General features: G+C 62.1%; 16 protein-coding genes and 2 pseudogenes. 6 read left to right on the top strand and 12 right to left on the bottom strand.

Going from position 1 to position 15,388, the window contains the following annotated elements:
* Positions 1-9 precede the first annotated feature (9 nt).
* From ACR9ZC_RS04835 to hpaH, 7 genes and pseudogenes are all read right to left on the bottom strand, one after another.
* A pseudogene (locus tag ACR9ZC_RS04835) lies at positions 10-1,481 on the bottom strand (aldehyde dehydrogenase family protein).
* Positions 1,481-2,470, bottom strand: coding sequence for a 2-dehydropantoate 2-reductase (locus tag ACR9ZC_RS04830; RefSeq protein ID WP_481579347.1), 990 nt, complete (start codon positions 2,468-2,470; stop codon positions 1,481-1,483). The pseudogene ACR9ZC_RS04835 and the gene ACR9ZC_RS04830 overlap by 1 nt, the downstream one beginning before the upstream one ends.
* Positions 2,467-3,264: a fumarylacetoacetate hydrolase family protein gene (locus ACR9ZC_RS04825; protein WP_481579346.1), complete on the bottom strand. Its 798-nt coding sequence runs from the start codon at positions 3,262-3,264 to the stop codon at positions 2,467-2,469. The genes ACR9ZC_RS04830 and ACR9ZC_RS04825 overlap by 4 nt, the downstream gene beginning before the upstream one ends.
* A 211-nt stretch (positions 3,265-3,475) precedes the next feature.
* Positions 3,476-4,342, bottom strand: coding sequence for a DODA-type extradiol aromatic ring-opening family dioxygenase (locus ACR9ZC_RS04820; RefSeq protein WP_481579345.1), 867 nt, complete (start codon positions 4,340-4,342; stop codon positions 3,476-3,478).
* Between the two features lie 9 nt (positions 4,343-4,351).
* Positions 4,352-5,818 carry an aldehyde dehydrogenase family protein gene (locus ACR9ZC_RS04815; RefSeq protein ID WP_481579344.1) on the bottom strand — a complete coding sequence of 489 codons (1,467 nt, stop codon included), beginning with the start codon at positions 5,816-5,818 and terminating at the stop codon, positions 4,352-4,354.
* Positions 5,819-5,895: 77 nt separating this feature from the next.
* Positions 5,896-6,693 carry a 4-hydroxy-2-oxoheptanedioate aldolase gene (hpaI, locus tag ACR9ZC_RS04810; RefSeq protein ID WP_481579343.1) on the bottom strand — a complete coding sequence of 266 codons (798 nt, stop codon included), beginning with the start codon at positions 6,691-6,693 and terminating at the stop codon, positions 5,896-5,898.
* Complete coding sequence (gene hpaH, locus ACR9ZC_RS04805) at positions 6,690-7,493, bottom strand: 2-oxo-hept-4-ene-1,7-dioate hydratase (protein WP_481579342.1); 804 nt, start codon at positions 7,491-7,493, stop codon at positions 6,690-6,692. The genes hpaI and hpaH overlap by 4 nt, the downstream gene beginning before the upstream one ends.
* Positions 7,494-7,628: 135 nt before the next feature.
* Between hpaH and ACR9ZC_RS04800 the strand changes: the two genes are divergently transcribed.
* Both ACR9ZC_RS04800 and ACR9ZC_RS04795 read left to right on the top strand, forming a co-directional pair.
* Positions 7,629-8,543 carry a LysR family transcriptional regulator gene (locus ACR9ZC_RS04800; RefSeq protein ID WP_481579341.1) on the top strand — a complete coding sequence of 305 codons (915 nt, stop codon included), beginning with the start codon at positions 7,629-7,631 and terminating at the stop codon, positions 8,541-8,543.
* Between the two features lie 25 nt (positions 8,544-8,568).
* Complete coding sequence (locus tag ACR9ZC_RS04795; RefSeq protein ID WP_481579340.1) at positions 8,569-8,847, top strand: hypothetical protein; 279 nt, start codon at positions 8,569-8,571, stop codon at positions 8,845-8,847.
* A 147-nt stretch (positions 8,848-8,994) separates the two neighbouring features.
* On the opposite strand, the gene ACR9ZC_RS04790 is transcribed toward ACR9ZC_RS04795, so the two are convergent.
* Positions 8,995-9,849 carry a PA4780 family RIO1-like protein kinase gene (locus ACR9ZC_RS04790; RefSeq protein WP_481579339.1) on the bottom strand — a complete coding sequence of 285 codons (855 nt, stop codon included), beginning with the start codon at positions 9,847-9,849 and terminating at the stop codon, positions 8,995-8,997.
* A 358-nt stretch (positions 9,850-10,207) separates the two neighbouring features.
* Here ACR9ZC_RS04790 and ACR9ZC_RS04785 point away from each other — a divergent pair, with 358 nt between their 5' ends.
* Entirely contained in the window at positions 10,208-10,528 is a 321-nt protein-coding gene (locus tag ACR9ZC_RS04785; RefSeq protein WP_481579338.1) for a hypothetical protein, read from the top strand.
* A 55-nt stretch (positions 10,529-10,583) separates the two neighbouring features.
* Positions 10,584-10,871 (top strand): annotated as a pseudogene (locus ACR9ZC_RS04780) (SulP family inorganic anion transporter); the annotation flags it as partial.
* Positions 10,872-10,948: 77 nt separating this feature from the next.
* Here ACR9ZC_RS04780 and ACR9ZC_RS04775 read toward each other — a convergent pair.
* From ACR9ZC_RS04775 to ACR9ZC_RS04765, 3 genes are all read right to left on the bottom strand, one after another.
* Positions 10,949-11,341 (bottom strand): PRC-barrel domain-containing protein, encoded by a 393-nt coding sequence (locus tag ACR9ZC_RS04775; protein ID WP_481579337.1) that lies wholly within the window; start codon positions 11,339-11,341, stop codon positions 10,949-10,951.
* Between the two features lie 78 nt (positions 11,342-11,419).
* Positions 11,420-11,830: a hypothetical protein gene (locus tag ACR9ZC_RS04770; RefSeq protein ID WP_481579336.1), complete on the bottom strand. Its 411-nt coding sequence runs from the start codon at positions 11,828-11,830 to the stop codon at positions 11,420-11,422.
* Between the two features lie 71 nt (positions 11,831-11,901).
* Complete coding sequence (locus ACR9ZC_RS04765) at positions 11,902-12,390, bottom strand: Spy/CpxP family protein refolding chaperone (RefSeq protein ID WP_481579335.1); 489 nt, start codon at positions 12,388-12,390, stop codon at positions 11,902-11,904.
* Positions 12,391-12,950: 560 nt separating this feature from the next.
* On the opposite strand from ACR9ZC_RS04765, the gene ACR9ZC_RS04760 reads away from it, so the two are divergent.
* Complete coding sequence (locus ACR9ZC_RS04760; RefSeq protein WP_481579334.1) at positions 12,951-13,355, top strand: nuclear transport factor 2 family protein; 405 nt, start codon at positions 12,951-12,953, stop codon at positions 13,353-13,355.
* A gap of 67 nt (positions 13,356-13,422) precedes the next feature.
* Here ACR9ZC_RS04760 and ACR9ZC_RS04755 read toward each other — a convergent pair whose 3' ends face one another.
* Positions 13,423-14,298, bottom strand: a complete 876-nt coding sequence (locus ACR9ZC_RS04755) for a LysR family transcriptional regulator (RefSeq protein ID WP_481579333.1) — start codon at positions 14,296-14,298, stop codon at positions 13,423-13,425.
* Between the two features lie 153 nt (positions 14,299-14,451).
* On the opposite strand from ACR9ZC_RS04755, the gene ACR9ZC_RS04750 reads away from it, so the two are divergent.
* Positions 14,452-15,321: an NmrA/HSCARG family protein gene (locus tag ACR9ZC_RS04750; RefSeq protein ID WP_481579332.1), complete on the top strand. Its 870-nt coding sequence runs from the start codon at positions 14,452-14,454 to the stop codon at positions 15,319-15,321.
* Positions 15,322-15,388 lie beyond the last annotated feature (67 nt).

Below are 15,388 nucleotides of genomic sequence, written 5' to 3'. Positions count from 1 at the left end.
CCGCCGCATTCAGGCGTTCACGTATGCGGTCTTTACCGTGGTGAAGAACTCAACCGCGTAGCGTCCCTGTTCCCGCGGGCCATGACTCGATCCTTTACGGCCGCCAAACGGCACATGCAGATCGACACCCGCGGTCGGCGCGTTGACCATCACCATCCCGGCCTGCGCGGTTTCCTGAACTGGCGGGCGCTTTTCAGCGAGTTGGTGACGACGCCGGACGACAAGCCGAACAGGGTGTCGTTCGCGACAGCGATCGCTTCATCGAGATCAGCGACCTTGATGACGCTGGCCACCGGACCGAAGATCTCTTCCCGATTGATTCGCATGCCGTTGTGCGTGCCCGCGAATAACGTCGGTTGCAAGTAGAAGCCCGGCTTGCCCGCGACCTCTTCGAGCGCCGCGCCGCCGAACACCACTTCTGCGCCTTCGCTGCGCCCGATCTCGATGTAGTCGATGTCCTGCTGCCACTGTCCCGCGTCGACGACGGGCCCCATCACGGTCACCGGATCACGCGCATCGCCGACGACGACCTGACGCAGCCGCGCAATCACGGCTTCGAGAAAGCGATCGTGAATCGCGGCCGTTACGATCAGCCGCGACGATGCCGTGCATCGTTGACCGGTCGAGAAAAACGCGCCGTTGACCGCGCAATCGACGGCGACGTCGAGATCGGCGTCGTCGAGCACGACGAGCGGATTCTTGCCGCCCATCTCGAGCTGGAACTTCGCCATCGCGCCGGGGCGCGCCACGCACGCCGCCGCAACCCGGCGGCCGGTTGTGTCGGACCCGGTGAACGACACGCCGGCAACGCGGGGATTCGCGATCAACGCATCGCCCACGTCACGGCCGCGTGCCATCACCAGATTGAAAGTCCCCGCCGGCAAGCCCGAGCGGCTGATGATTTCGCTCAAGGCCCAAGCGCTCGCGGGAACGGCATCCGCCGGCTTGAAGACCACCGCATTACCGTACGCCAGAGCGGGAGCGATCTTCCACGCGGGAATGGCGATGGGAAAATTCCAAGGCGCGATGACGCTGACGACGCCGATCGGCTCGCGCGTGATTTCGACGTCGATATCGGGCCGGGTCGAGGCGACGAGTTCGCCGTTTGCCCGCAGTGCTTCGCCCGCGAAAAACTTGAAGATCCGGCCCGCACGGACTACCTCGTCGACCGCCTCGCGCAGCGTCTTGCCCTCTTCACGCGCGAGTAGATCACCCAGTTCCTGCTGTCGATCCAGGATTTCGTTGCCAATTGAATCGACGATGTCGAAGCGCTGTTGCGGCGTGGTGGCCGCCCACCTCGGCTGTGCCGCTGCCGCCGCGGCGATGGCCGTTTCGGCCTGCTGCGCGGATGCGCGCGTATACAAGCCTATCGTGTCCCGCGTGTCGGAGGGATTGATATTGGGCGCTTCATGACTGCCGAGCACCCATTCGCCAGCAATGAAATTCCGGAACACGGATTGCGCTGCGTTGGTGTTGCTCATCAGTGCGCCTCCGGATACAGGCCGTGGGCGCGCCCGAATACGCGGGCGATACCGAGCAGCGCGTCGATATTCGGCGTCGCGATGCCAAGCTGCAAACCGAGTTCGTGGACCGCGACGACGATGCTATCGAGCTCGATAGCGCGACCACTCTCGACATCCTGCAACATGGAACTCTTGAACGCGCCAAGCTTCTCCGTGACCGCATGACGGTCTTCCGGTCCTTGCGCAATCGCGCAGCCAATGCGTGCGCCGATTTCGGACGCCTCCTCCATTGCGCGCGAGCAGAAGCTGCGCAACAGCGGATCGGCCAGCACCTTGTCGATCGTTGCACCGGTGACGGCCGAGACGGGATTCATCGTCAGGTTGCCCCACAGCTTGTACCAGATGTCCTGACGAATATTCTCCGACTGGCTCGCGTCGAAACCCGCGTGACGCAGCAGTTCCACGACGCCCGCCACGGGTTCGCTATGGCCGCCTTGCGGAGCACCCAGAATCAGACCGTAACCCATTTTGTGAACGACGAGGCCCGGCTCCGAGGTCGATGCGCTGGCGTGAACGACACAGCCCACGACTTGTTCGAAGGGAATCGATCGCGCGATTTCGCCGCCCGGATCGACACTTTCCAAACGCCGGCCGTCGAGCGCGCCAATCCCGTGGGAAAACCACCACGGCACCCCGTTCATCGCCGGAACGACAGTCGTGTCCGGCCCCAACAGCGGCGCAATCTGGCTGGCGACCGACGCAAGCGCCGGCCCCTTCACCGCGATGACCACGACGTCCTGCGGGCCAAGGTCCTCAGCACGATCGCTTGCAACGACAGGCGATTGCAGGAATCCATCGGCGGTACGCAGTCGCCAGCCGTGTTCCTTGAGCGAGGCGAGGGTTTGTCCGCGCGCGAGCGCCGACACCGTGATCTGCTCCGAAGCCGCGAGTTTTGCGCCGATAAATCCACCGATCGCACCCGCGCCGACGATTGAGACTCGCGTCATGCTACGTACTCCTTGCTGTCTCTCAGGTTCTGTTTCAGATACGCGGGCACGCGTTCGTCAAATCCGAGAGCGACGCGACGCACCTCTGCAGAGTCGGTGGGCGCATGACCCACCCCGAGCGCGGCGGCGCGCGGCGCATCGATGGACACGACGGTGCCGGTAATCCGCCCAATGCCGGTGATCTCGCACTCGACCACCTGGCCCGGATCGATACTTCTGGAGTGGCAGGGCGTGCCCATCAGAATCACGTCACCAGCAACCAGTGTGATATGCCTCGCGAGGTCGGCGATCACATAGTGCGGGCCCCAAATCGTTTCTTCGCCGATGTGAGCCTCCTGCACGACGCGGCCGTTGACGTAGGTGCGCAGCGTCTGTTCGAACAGATTCACGCCGCGCACGATGCCCGGCCCGATCGGCAAAAGCGTGTCCGCTCCCTTGACCCGCAGCATGCTTCCCTGGTCGGTGTCGCGGAAGTCCTGCAAGCCCATGTCGAGCGCGGGGCAAAAGCCGGCGATGTAATCCCACGCCTCGTCCGGCATTACGTTGCGACAAGTGCGGCCGATGACGACGGCGTACTCGCCCTCGTAGTTCAGATATTGGCAGTCGGCAGGCTTGAGAATCTGGCCGCGGTGCCCGTTCAACGACGTCGCAGGCTTCGTGAAATACGTCGGCGTCTCGGTGGGACGCTGCTTGTTGCGCGTTTCGTAGCTTCGCGAGCTATAGCTGATATGCACGGCGATGATCTTGCTGGGATCGACCGGCGGCAGGTAGCTTTGCTCGTGCGCGTCGAGCATGCGACCATCGTCGAGGCGCAGCTTGCCCGCGTCGACCCCTGCTTCCACGACGGTGCCCCAGAAGGCGCTGCCGCCTATGAGCACACGACGACGCTCGACGCGGGGACCCTGCATGACAGCGGGCAGAGCAGTAAAAGGGAATTCGAAGTGCATCTGCGAATCTCACGAAGATAATGTTCAAACCAGCGTGGCTGGCGCCGTTTCGTTTGAATCAGCCCGGGAACCAGACGTGGATGTTGCCGGTTCCGCGCGCGTTCTCGTACACCGAAAGCGCCTCGCCTTCGATCCGGCAATCCCGGCCACCGAGCGCGCCCAGCATTTGCAAGTAGTGCGCGCCGAACGCTTCCCACGGTTTGCGCCGGTATTCGTCGTCCCAACGTTCGAGAATCAGATCGTGACGACCATGCGCCATCAGTTCGATCGCTTCCTTGTCGCTGCGGATGTTTTCTTCCGACGAGACGTTGCTTTCGTGGAAAATGCGCGGGTGATTCGGCTTCCAGTCGATGCCGTTGAATTTGTGGCTCAACGCGCCCGAAGCCAGCAGCACGACGCGCAGGCCGCTGCGCCGGATCGCTTCGCCGATGGCCTCGCCGGAAGTCAGAAAGTGCGGCCATTCGCAGTTCTGGCACGAGCTCACCGAAACCACCGGCGTGTCGCTGAGTTCGAAGCGCAAATGCTTGACCAGATTCACGGTGGCATATTGACGCTCGAGTTGCGGATGGTTCACGGCGCGGTTGTAGCCGCCGCGCTCGCGTGACACGGCTTCGATAGCCAGCGCAAGCTCCGGATGACCGCGATAGTCGAACGGCACGCCATGCAGGTACCACGGCATTTCGTCCGACACATACGTGCCGCTATAACGCGCCGCGCCATCCACGAGGTGATAGCCCGTGGTAAACCAGTGGCTGTCGAACACGATGACCACATCCGGCTTCGCCGCCTCGATCTTGCCTCTCAGGCGCGCGTAACCTGCGATCAGGTCCGAGTCCTCGCCGGCGCCCATGGCGCGCCGGAATTCTTCACATTGCATCAAACCAGGGTGATGCGACACGATGGCCGAGCCTGCGATCTGACCCATTTCAACTCCTCAGCGATGGCTAAAGCTTGCGCGGAACGGCTTCGTCGGGATAACGACGTCCTTGATGTCGCAAAAGAACTCGAAGCTCCAATCCCCGCCCTCCCGCCCGACACCGCTGCGCTTGATGCCGCCAAACGGCGCTTCGAGATCGCGAATGCCAAAACTGTTGATCCAGAGAAAGCCGGTTCGCACACGGTCGGCGACGGCAACCGCATGGTCGGTCTCGCCATAGCACACGCCGCCAAGACCGTAATCCGTGCCGTTAGCCAGTTCGACCGCTTCGTCGTCGTCGCGGAAGGTCTGGATCGTGAGCACCGGCCCGAAGACTTCGTTTTGCACGATCTCGTCGGTTTGATTCACCGCGCCGATCATCGTCGGCTGGAAGTACTGGGCGCCGAAGCCGTGACGCTCACCGCCCCAAAGCACCTTCGCGCCCGCCGCAACTGCGCGTTTCACGAAGCCTTCGACACGCTCGACCTGACGCGGATGGATAATCGGCCCGACCTCCGTGGTCTCCTCGCGCGGGTCGCCGACAACGAGGTTCTCTACGTAGGCCCGCATCTTCGCGAGGAATTCATCCGCCACCGCCTCGTGCACGAGAAAGCGCGTTCCCGCGAGACAGACCTGGCCGGCATTGCGATACATCAGCGCGCCAGTCGAAGCAGCCCCATCGAGATCGGCGTCCTCCAGGACGATGAACGGGCTCTTGCCGCCAAGTTCGAGGCTGCACGGCACGAGGTTCGCACCCGCTGCCTGAGCGATCCATTTCGCCGTCGGCACGCTGCCGGTGAACGACACTCGGCCGATACGCGGATCGCTGACCAGCGTCGCACCCGTCTTCGCGCCGGTCCCCTGCACGACGTTGAACACGCCTCGCGGCAAGCCGGCGGCATCGGCGGCATCGGCAAGCAGCGAACATGTAAGCGGCGCCCACTCTGGCGGTTTGAGAATGCAGGTATTGCCCGCCGCGAGCGCGGGACCGAGTTTCCACGTCGAGAGCAGCAACGGCGAATTCCACGGTGTGATGATGGCGACGACGCCTGCCGGATCGTGCCTCACGCGATGGTGCGCCTGTGAGGTCTCGATCGAACGGTTCTGCAAATCGAGCGCATGTTTTGCGAACCACGTGATGTTGAGCATCGCTCGCGGCACCACGCCGTGCCGCATGCGCGAAAGCAGCAGACCGGCGTCGGTGCTTTCCAGCCGGCAGAATTCGTCGGCGCGCTTGCCGATCGCTTCGGCGAAGCGGTCCAGATAAACCTTGCGCGCCTCTGCGCTCAACGCCGCCCATGCAGGAAACGCGGCCAGCGCAGCGCGCACGGCTGCGTCAACGTCCTCGTCGCCACCCTCGCAGACCTTCCCGAGCGCCGTCTGGTCGATCGGGCTAAACAGCTCGAAGGTTTGCGCCGATGCGACGCGCTCGCCGTTGATATAGTGATCGGGCGACACACGCACGCCTGCAACGTCCAGCGTCATTCTGCTCTCTCCATTCATTCGCACACCTAATTATCTATTCAGGTACTCGACCCGATTCGCCGCCTTCACCGCGTCGCTCAATAGCCCGTTGATGCCGAAGTCGTTACTGCGTCCGATTTGAACCTTGCGGCGAGCGCTCGCGTCGCCTGGGCGAGCAGCGTCGCGTCGACGCCAACCGCAACGAAACGCGCGCCAAGCGCGATGTAATGTCGAGCGAGCGGTTCATCCACCGTCAGGATGCCTGCTGCCTTTCCAGCAGCCTGGATCGCGCGGAAGGCCACTTCGATCGCCTCGATCACGGCCGGATGCCCAGGCTGCCCCAGATAACCCAGCGAGGCGGACAGGTCCACAGGCCCTACGAACACGCCGTCCACCCCGTCGACTGCGGCGATCTCGCCGGTCGCCTCGAGTCCTTCACGGCTTTCAACCTGCACCAGCAGACAAACTCGTTCATTGGCGTTTTGCAGGTAATGTCTGTCGCTGCCCCACCGAGAGGACCGGGCGAGGCCGCTGCCCACGCCCCTCACACCCTCCGGCGGGTACCGCATCGCCCGCACCAGTTCACGCGCTTGTTCCGCGGTGTCGACCATAGGAACCAGCAGCGTGGTCGCGCCGATCTCCAGCACTTGTTTGATCAGCGCCTTGTCACCATGAGGAATCCTCACCACGGGGTGCGCATCGTAGGGCGCCACGGCTTGCAGGCTGCCGAGCATGCTGCGCAGATCGTTCGGCCCGTGCTCACCGTCGATGAGCAGCCAGTCGAAACCGGCGGTTGCGCACACTTCGGCCGTATAGGGGTCCGCGAGGCCGACCCACAGGCCGATTTGCGCCTCGGCGCGTTGCAGTCGCTCCTTGAACGGGTTGCCGGTCTTCATGCGAACTTCACCGAGATCGAGCCCAGTGCGCCGTAGTCCGCATGAAAGGTGTCGCCGGCGGCGCAGGCAACCGGTCGCGTGAACGAGCCCCCGAGCACGATTTCTCCTGCGGCGAGGCCCTCGTCGAAGGCCGCAAGCTTTCTCGCCAGCCAGGCCACACCGTTTGCAGGATGACCCAGCACGCCCGCACCCAGGCCCGTCTCTTCGATCGCGCCGTTCTTGAACAGGAGCGCGCCCGCCCAGCGCCAGTCGATATCGTTGGGCTTCATCGGGCGGCCGCCCATGACGATGGCTGCGTTTGCGGCGTTATCCGCGATCGTGTCGCGGACCTGTCGCGGCACTTTCGTCTCGCGGTCCTGGATTTCAATGCGGGCATCGATCAGTTCGAGGGCCGGGACCACGTAGTCCGTTGCGTTCAGTACGTCGAACAGCGTGACGTTCCACCCGCGCAGGGGCCTTGCCAGGATGAATGCGAATTCGACTTCGAAGCGGGGAACGATGAACTGATCGGCGCACACCTCGGACCCGTCGCGCAGCAACATGCTGTCGAGGAGCGTCCCGTAATCGGGTTCGGTGATCTGAGAAGCCAGTTGCATCGCGCGCGAGGTCAAGCCGATCTTGTGCCCGATGACAGAGCGTCCCTGTGCGCACTGCAGCGCAATCCATTCGCGCTGGATGGCATAACTGTCGTCGATCGACATGTCGGGATAGCGCTGCGTGAACTGGCGCGATTGAATGCGCGTGCGCTGGGCCCGGTCCAGTTCGCTCGCCAGCGCCTTGTGAGTCGTTGAATCCAGCAAGGGGTGTCTCCTGAGCAGCCATCACGAGACCATGCGGCCCACGTGGAATGCGAGAAGTTTGGCGATTCAGCCGGCTGAGGACAAACAATGAATCCTCACCTACAATCAACTTTTACTTGATAATTCGCGACGGCGATGCTGACACGATTCACGTTCCGACAACTGGAAACCTTCGTTTGCGTGGCGGAATTGCATAGTTTCGCCGGCGCCGCGCAGCGTCTGGGCATGACCCCTCAAGCCGTGAGCCAGTTGATCGCGGAACTCGAAGGCATTCTCTCGTTCAAGGTGTTCGATCGAACCACGCGCCAGGTGCGGCTGTCGAGCGCCGGTCGTGACTTTCTGCCGGCGGCCGAAACCATCATGCGGCATGTGAGCGCTGCGGAGAGCACGGCAAGCGATGTGCGAAACCGGTCTGCGGGCGTGGTTCGCGTGGGCGCGCCGCTCGTGCTCGCCAGCACGGCGCTGCCCGCCGCGATCCGTCAATATCAGGCCGAACGCCCGAAAGTCGTGATTCGGATCCGCGATCTGTCGGTGGACGAACTGGTTGGCGCCGTTTCAGTGGGCGATGTGGATCTCGCGATCGGTCCCGATCGATACGTGGACTCGTCCGTGTCGCGAACGACTATTTTCGAGAGCTTATGGGTATTGTGGTGCTCCCCTGACCATCCTTTCGCGCGCCGCAAAACGCTTAAATGGAACGACCTTCGGCGGACCGCGCTCGTGGCAGCGGGACGAGACCACGAGCACAGCGTCAGTCAGATGCGCCTCAGCATGCCGGAAGGCGAGCGGGTCGAACCCATCGACGTCGTCGACAACATCTCTACTGCGCTGGGCCTTGCTGCACAAGGGCTCGCGATCACACTGGCACCGGCCTATGTCGGCGCTTTGGCGGCATCGTTCGGACTGTCGATGAAAAGAGTCAAGGAACCCGAGGTCCTGCGCACGGTTTGCATCTACCGGGCAGCGACGCGAGACCTCTCGCCGGCTGCTGCCGGCTTCGCGGAGTTTCTTGAAGGCTGGCTCCCGGGCTGGTCGAACACGTTCAAATAATGCTGTCCGGCACTTTTGCGAGAGCGTGGCGTCGAGGTTATGCAGGCGCGCCTATGTCGAGGACGACCTGCGCGCCGGGCGGTTCGTCGCGCCGTTCGAGAAGTCGGTGGCGACCAATCGCGCGTTTTATCTCGTTTCGCCGCGCGATCTTGCCAACTGCGCGAAGGTCGTGGCGCTGCGCAGTTGGCTTGTCGACTTGATCGGCGGTACGGAAGATGGGCCCACCGTCCGGGTTGGCGATTTTGACAACGAGGGGGAAGTGGACGACGCGTCGCTTGCGACCGATGTGCGAACCGGTCGATGAATACGCTCGGCCAATGACGCTTCGTGGCGCCGCTGCTCGAATTCGGTTCGCGTATCCGGCCCGACCCGCTGGCCGCGCTCAGCCTTGCTGACGGCGCGCGACCGGCGTCCCCGTGCCATTTCGCCGAAAACTCCTGTATCGGGGGTATTACCCTGCGCTCAGTTCCTGCTGTCGTCGAATTCGCGCGTCTTCCTCGAGACGTGTGTCTTCGAGTTCCTGCAGCACGCTATCGAGGTCCACGGCTCGCGTATCGACTTCGATGCGGCCGCTCAATTCGATATCCGCGTGCAGCTGGCCTGCTTCGAACAATGTCCAAATTTCTGTCCCGTAACCGGTGGCGAGAATTTGCGGTGCGAAGCGTCCGAAGTACGCGGCCAGATTGTCGACATCGCGCTTGAGCATCGAGGCGGCTTCATTATTGGCAGCGGCGTCGACGGCCTGAGGCAGATCGATGATCACTGGCCCATCCGCCGCCAGCAGGATGTTGTATTCGGACAGGTCGCCGTGAACCACACCCGCGCAGAGCATACGGACGACCTGGTTGAGCAGCAGCGCGTGCAGTTCGATGGCACGCGCTTCGGTCAGATCGACGTCGTTGAGGCGAGGCGCCACACCGCCCGTTCCGTCGACCACCAGTTCCATCAGTAAGACGCCATCGGTGCAGATATAGGGCTGCGGTACGCGTACGCCTGCATTGGCGAGCCGGAACAGCGCGTCGACTTCAGCGTTCTGCCACAACTCTTCCTGCATCTGACGGCCATACCGCGTACCTTTTTCCATTGCACGCGCCTGCCGGCTGTTCTGGACCTTGCGGCCGTCCCGATACGACGCGGCTTGCCGGAAACTGCGCTGCTTCGCGTCCTTATAGACCTTTGCGCAACGTGTCGAGTCGCCGCTGCGCACTACATAGACTGTGGCTTCCTTGCCGCTCATCAGCTGGCCTATAACCTCGTCGATGAGTCCTTCGTCGAGAAGCGGCGCGAGCCTTTTGGGTATTTTCATACGATCGTCCCGTGCCGCTCATGGCGTGTGCGTTCGAAATGCGTGGACGGCGAATGGCCCGCTGAGGGGTACGCGATGGGCAGATGATGAGTCGCGCAGCCGGTGGGATTCTTAGGGTTTACATCGGGAATGGAGAGAGTCATGCCGGATTATAAGCGGGCGAGGGGAAGCCGACCCACAGCATCGAGAACTTGGGGTTCGCCACATGTGGCCCCAAAGTTGGCGAGTTCTATAATTAACCGTTTGCCACGTCCCGATGGCCTGCCCAACGCCGGCGCAGAGCGATGACATCGGCAGTGGCCAGTCTGGCCGGCGCGGCCCTTCGATCGACAGACAGCGATAGCTCAGTGAGGAACTCATGGAAATCCAACCAACCGACTGGTTTGCGCTGGACAAGTACGCTCCGGTCCGCGATGGATGGTACGAGGTTCAACTTGTAAGTGGCGATACCGCCTTCGCAAAGTATGGCGACGGTGAATGGACCGAAAAGCCTTTGCTCGTTTTTACGCATTGGCGCGGCTTGAGCGCCGACCCGGCCAAGTCTGGCGAAACGGAAAGCATCGGTGCGGAGGCGACGCTCGCCGAAGGGGTCCGGGCCGTTATGAATGTTTTCTTCCCCGGCCACGGAGATGAGGCGCACCAACCGCGCGAAGACTCCGAGCACGGCAAGGGCAGCTAACGCGGCCAGACGCAAGCGGCTTGAATTGGCCCACAGGCCCGCTGTTCTTTGTCGCAGCACTTTGATCGCGTACGCGTTGTTCGGGCCGAGCCGTATCCTCGTGCTAGGGCCCGCCTCTGCGCTTGTCGCGCTCATAGCGGTAGCTGTCACGGCGTCGATGCATCGCAGCGGCGCACAAGCGGTGATGCTTGCCAGCGCGCTCGCACTCCTTTCCGGCGGCCTCTGTGCCGCTGTCGGTCTGTTCAAGCTCGGCTTCGTGGCGGATCTGCTTTCGACGCCTATCCGTTACGGCTATCTGAACGGCATCATGTTGCCGATCATCATCGGTCAGTTGCTTACGTTGGCTCGGGCACCATCACAAAATAAACGGACGAACAACGGCCGCGTGAGCGGCGCCGCATGAAACCGGCGACAACCGCATTACTCGGGCGCGTACTTGAACTCAGGCAATGCCTTCAGTGACTCCCTGGTCGCGTCCGGCAGCCGCATCTGTTTATCGACGACCTGGAGGCTCCCAAACGGTACCGCGACGAGATGAGTTCCCATACCGAGAAACCCTCCTACCGAGATGATGACGTAGGGAACCCGATCGGTTGGGCTGACGATCAAATCGTCAATCGTTCCGATTTTGTCCTTGTTGCGGTTATAGACGGGCGATCCGTTGATCTTGGAGGCTCGATACCCCGTCGCCAGTTGGACGACATCAACGCGCTTCTCCGTGACGGATTGTGGCGTTCCCTGCGCATGCAGCGTTCCCGTGATCAGGACAGTTCCGAGCACAGCCACCGATACCAGCGTGATAACCCCTTTCATCGTGCACCTCCGCGGTTCGATGTCATAAGTTCAGAGGGCGACACGGGAGCGGACAACGCTCCCGGACAGTCGTGCGTCCTACCGGAACTCGAGCGGTATAAACAAGTTTACTCCTGGTGCCGGCGCCGGAGCATACACCACGGGTGGGGGCGCATACACATAGTCCCGGTTGCCGTAGTCGTCACCGTAGTAGTCGTTGCGACGGTGGTCATTTTTGAGATGTTCATAAGCCTGGCGATTGCGGTGATCCCACGGATGCCGCTGGTCTTGCCGATAACTGTTATCCATGCGATGTTGCTCCGGATTGTCATGGGTATGCCGATAGCCGTCATTCGCGCCATGCTGCAGTTGGCCCTCGCGGTTGCCATGGTCCTCGCCAAACGCGGGCGCCATGGACATACCGCCAATGACCAATAACGCGCCAGCGGCCGTCATGGTTTTGATTCTCTTCGAGCTCATGTATGTGGCTCGCACTTCAGGGATTTTCATGATGTTCTCCTGTTGCGATCCGGATCCCTTATTGCAGTGCCGGTCCGCTTCTCGTTACCGGTATGTCGAAATCACCCCTTCTTTGCGGAATGGTGATGGCCAGTCCGGAAAATCAGATCGGCATTTTTCTTCTGGGCGTCGGACATGCTGTCGTACAGAGACTGAAACGCGGGAGTGAGCTTTCTGATGCCATCCGCATGGGCGTCGGCGATCTGGCCATAGGACTTCAGATCGTCGACAGCGCTCATGTTGTTGGTATTAGTGGTTCGCTCTTGTCTCAGAGAGTCCATTCTGCCCGCATTGTCGCGCATCACCTGCGCGACCTTTTGCCAAAGTTCTTCCTGGGCTGCGGTGATCTGAAGCCTTACGTGAAGGTTATCGATGCGCGTTTCGACCTGGTTGTGGACCGCAACGGTCATGACGCGTGTAGGTGCTTGAGTCTGTGCTGGCGAGGCAGCGCTCGCAGGATTGGGGAATACCGCTATCGCGAGAAAAACCGCTATCGCGAGAGCAATTCCAGCGCGCGGTTGGGTTTGGGTTGGGTGTGCAACGAGTTTCATAATCGTTCTCCGAACGGATTCGATGGACTCCCCGAGGGGATTGCGGTCATTGCGGGCGAGCTTGATCGAACAGGGCATTTGTGCGCCGACTCCCAATCTGCGTCTGTCCGGTGCCGGACGCTTGCCCAGCCTGGAAAATGCCCGATTCGATCCGTACACGGTTAATACCTGAGCGCATTTCGTATCGATCGATAGCGATGCAATCCATCGAATATCTGTCGCCATCTTTGCATGGGCGCATCAGTACCTATTTTGAAATAGGCGTATCACCCGTTTGCGCGCCTAATGCCGAAATCTGGATTACTCGTTTCACGCCCGCGTGACTACACGCTTCGATAAGCGCGATAGGACTCTGCCGGGGACAGTGTCAAACATCTGGTTGCCTCGTTCGACCAGTATGCCGACGGCGTTGATTACCACATCGATGCCTGCGAGCCGTTCGAGCCATGGGTCGGGTTCGACATCCTTCGTCCGCAAATCGAACGTGTGTGGCCCGGTGGTTCGACTATGATGAATTGTCCGCCGCGCAAGGCCGTGAACGAGCGAAGACGGGAGGGGCGATGAGCGAGCAAAGCAACGTTCAACTGGTGCAGCAGGCGTACGCGGCGTTCGGCAGGGCCGATATCGATGGCGTGCTGCAGACACTATCGGAAAACGTCGACTGGTTCATACCGGGGCCGACGGACACCGTCCCATTCGTCGGCAGAAGAAATGGACACAAGGAAGTCGCGGCGTTCTTCGGGACCCTTGCGTCGATGCAGACTGCTGAACGGTTCGAGCCGCTCGAGTTCATCGCCAGCGGCGATAGGGTCGTGGTGCTCGGCGCGCAGCGCTGGCAGGTCCATTCGACCGGGAGCACCTACGAAGACGAGTGGGCGCACGTGTTCACGATCGAGAACGGAAAGATCACAAGGTTCACCGAGTACCACGATACCGCGGCTGAAGCGGCGGCGCATCGGCGGTAAAGGGTACCGCACATGCGCAACCCGTCGCCGCCCTCGAGGGCTTCGCACGCTGTCCGATCTGGATCGCTTAACCGTTCAGTACGAGAGATCCCTCCGGATATTGCTCACACATGAAGTCGACGAACGCCCGAACCTTCGGCGCGGGAAGTCGTCGCGATGTATGCAGGACCCAGAGCGCGACGTCCGCGCCCGAAACCGTGCCCCACTGAACCAACTCTCCGCGAGTCAGTTGGTTCCACGCAATCGACTGCGGTATCAGCGCGGCGCCTGCACCGGCAATTGCAGCGTCGCGAATCATCATGAATGAGGACAGTATCAGCCTCGGGATCGGCTCCAGGAGCAGGCGTCCGTCGTCGAGCGTCCAATTCCCGGTTTGAAAGCTCGAGGAAACGATCGCGGGAACGGGCCTGACCTTGCCGCGGGTTGGTACAGGCACTGAGGGCGCGGCCACGACCACCAGCCGGTCTTTGGCGAAGCACCGGCCCACGAGGCTGCTGTCCGGGCCCGGATTGATACGAATCGCGGCGTCGAACTGCTCCTCGAACAGGTCGACCAGGCGATCCTCCGCCACGATCTCGCACGTGACCTCCGGATAGGCCGCGCAGAACGCGGCGGAGATGCGGCCCATCGCAAGCTGGGAGAACAGCACCGGGGAAGCGACCCGCAAGCGTCCGCGCGGTGCCGACAAGCCCTCGCGAGCCGAAGTCATGGCTTCGAGCACCTCGTGCATCGGCCCTTCGGTGCGATCCATCAGCATCTGGCCGGCTTCCGTGAGCTTGAGCCCCCGGGCGCCGCGCTCGATGAGTCGCAACCCGAGTTGCTCCTCCAGATCTGCGATGCGCCGGGACAGGGTCGCCTTCGATCTCCCGCTCGCACGGCTCGCCTTTCCCAGTCCTCCATTCGTTGCGACGAGCGCGAAGTCGGTCAATGCATTCAGGTCCATGGTGTTCCAAATTTGAAACGATGCGTCTTGATTCTGGCATCTTCGTTTTAGTTGCGCAACGACGTATCTTCTCGTCATCGCAACTCCGATGTCGTCGCGGACGTCTCGCGCCGACCGATCCCTGAACTCGTCACATACCCCCTGGAGATTTCCATGAGCATTCTCGTCACCGGTGCCACCGGCACCATCGGTTCCCTCGTTGTCCAAGGTCTGGCCGCCGCCGGCGCCCAGGTCAACGCGTTCGTCCGCACGCCCGGAAAGCAACTGTTTCCGGCGGGCGTCACGGAAGTCGTCGGCGACCTGACCGACGTGGCCTCATTGCGCGCCGCACTGTCGTCGGTGCGCACGTTGTTTTTGCTGAACGCCGTCACGCCCGACGAAGTGACGCAAGCCCTCGTCGCGCTGAACCTGGCTCGCGAGGCTGGCATCGAGCGCGTCGTCTACCTGTCGGTCATCCACGCTGACCAGTTCACCAACGTGCCGCATTTCACCGGCAAGTACACGGTTGAGCGAATGATCGAGAGCCTGGACATTCCGGCGACCGTCCTTCGACCTGCCTACTTCATGCAGAACGAGCGCATGGTCCAGCAGACGATCCAGAGTTACGGCGTCTATCCGATGCCGATCGGCTCGACGGGCGTCGCGATGATCGATGCGCGAGATATCGCGGACATCGCCGTCGCCGAACTGCTGCGCCGGGACCGCGAGCTCGCGCCGTCACCGCACGTGACGCTGGAGTTGGTCGGGCCCGAGCGGTTGACTGGAGAGTCGGTGGCCAAAATCTGGAGTGCCGCGCTCGGTCGCGAAGTGACTTACGGCGGAGACGACGTGGTGGCCTTCGAAGGACAGATGGCCTCGTTCGGCCCGTCCTGGCTTGCGTACGACATGCGCTTGATGATGGCCGGGATTCAGAAGTTCGGCATGCACGGCGCGGACGGCGCAGCGGATCGCCTGCGAGCCATGCTCGGCCGTCCCCTGCGCAAGTACACCGACTTCGTCAACGAGGCCATCGCAGCGTCGTAGGCCGGCCCGCGCTAACTGCATGAGCTCGTTGTCGAAGAGGCGGATTGTCTGATATCCGGCCGGTTTC

This window comes from Trinickia sp. HAY1-2D, assembly GCF_056754935.1.
The sequence above is the reverse complement of the archived record's forward strand: the minus strand, read 5'-3'. Positions and strand labels throughout refer to the sequence as shown.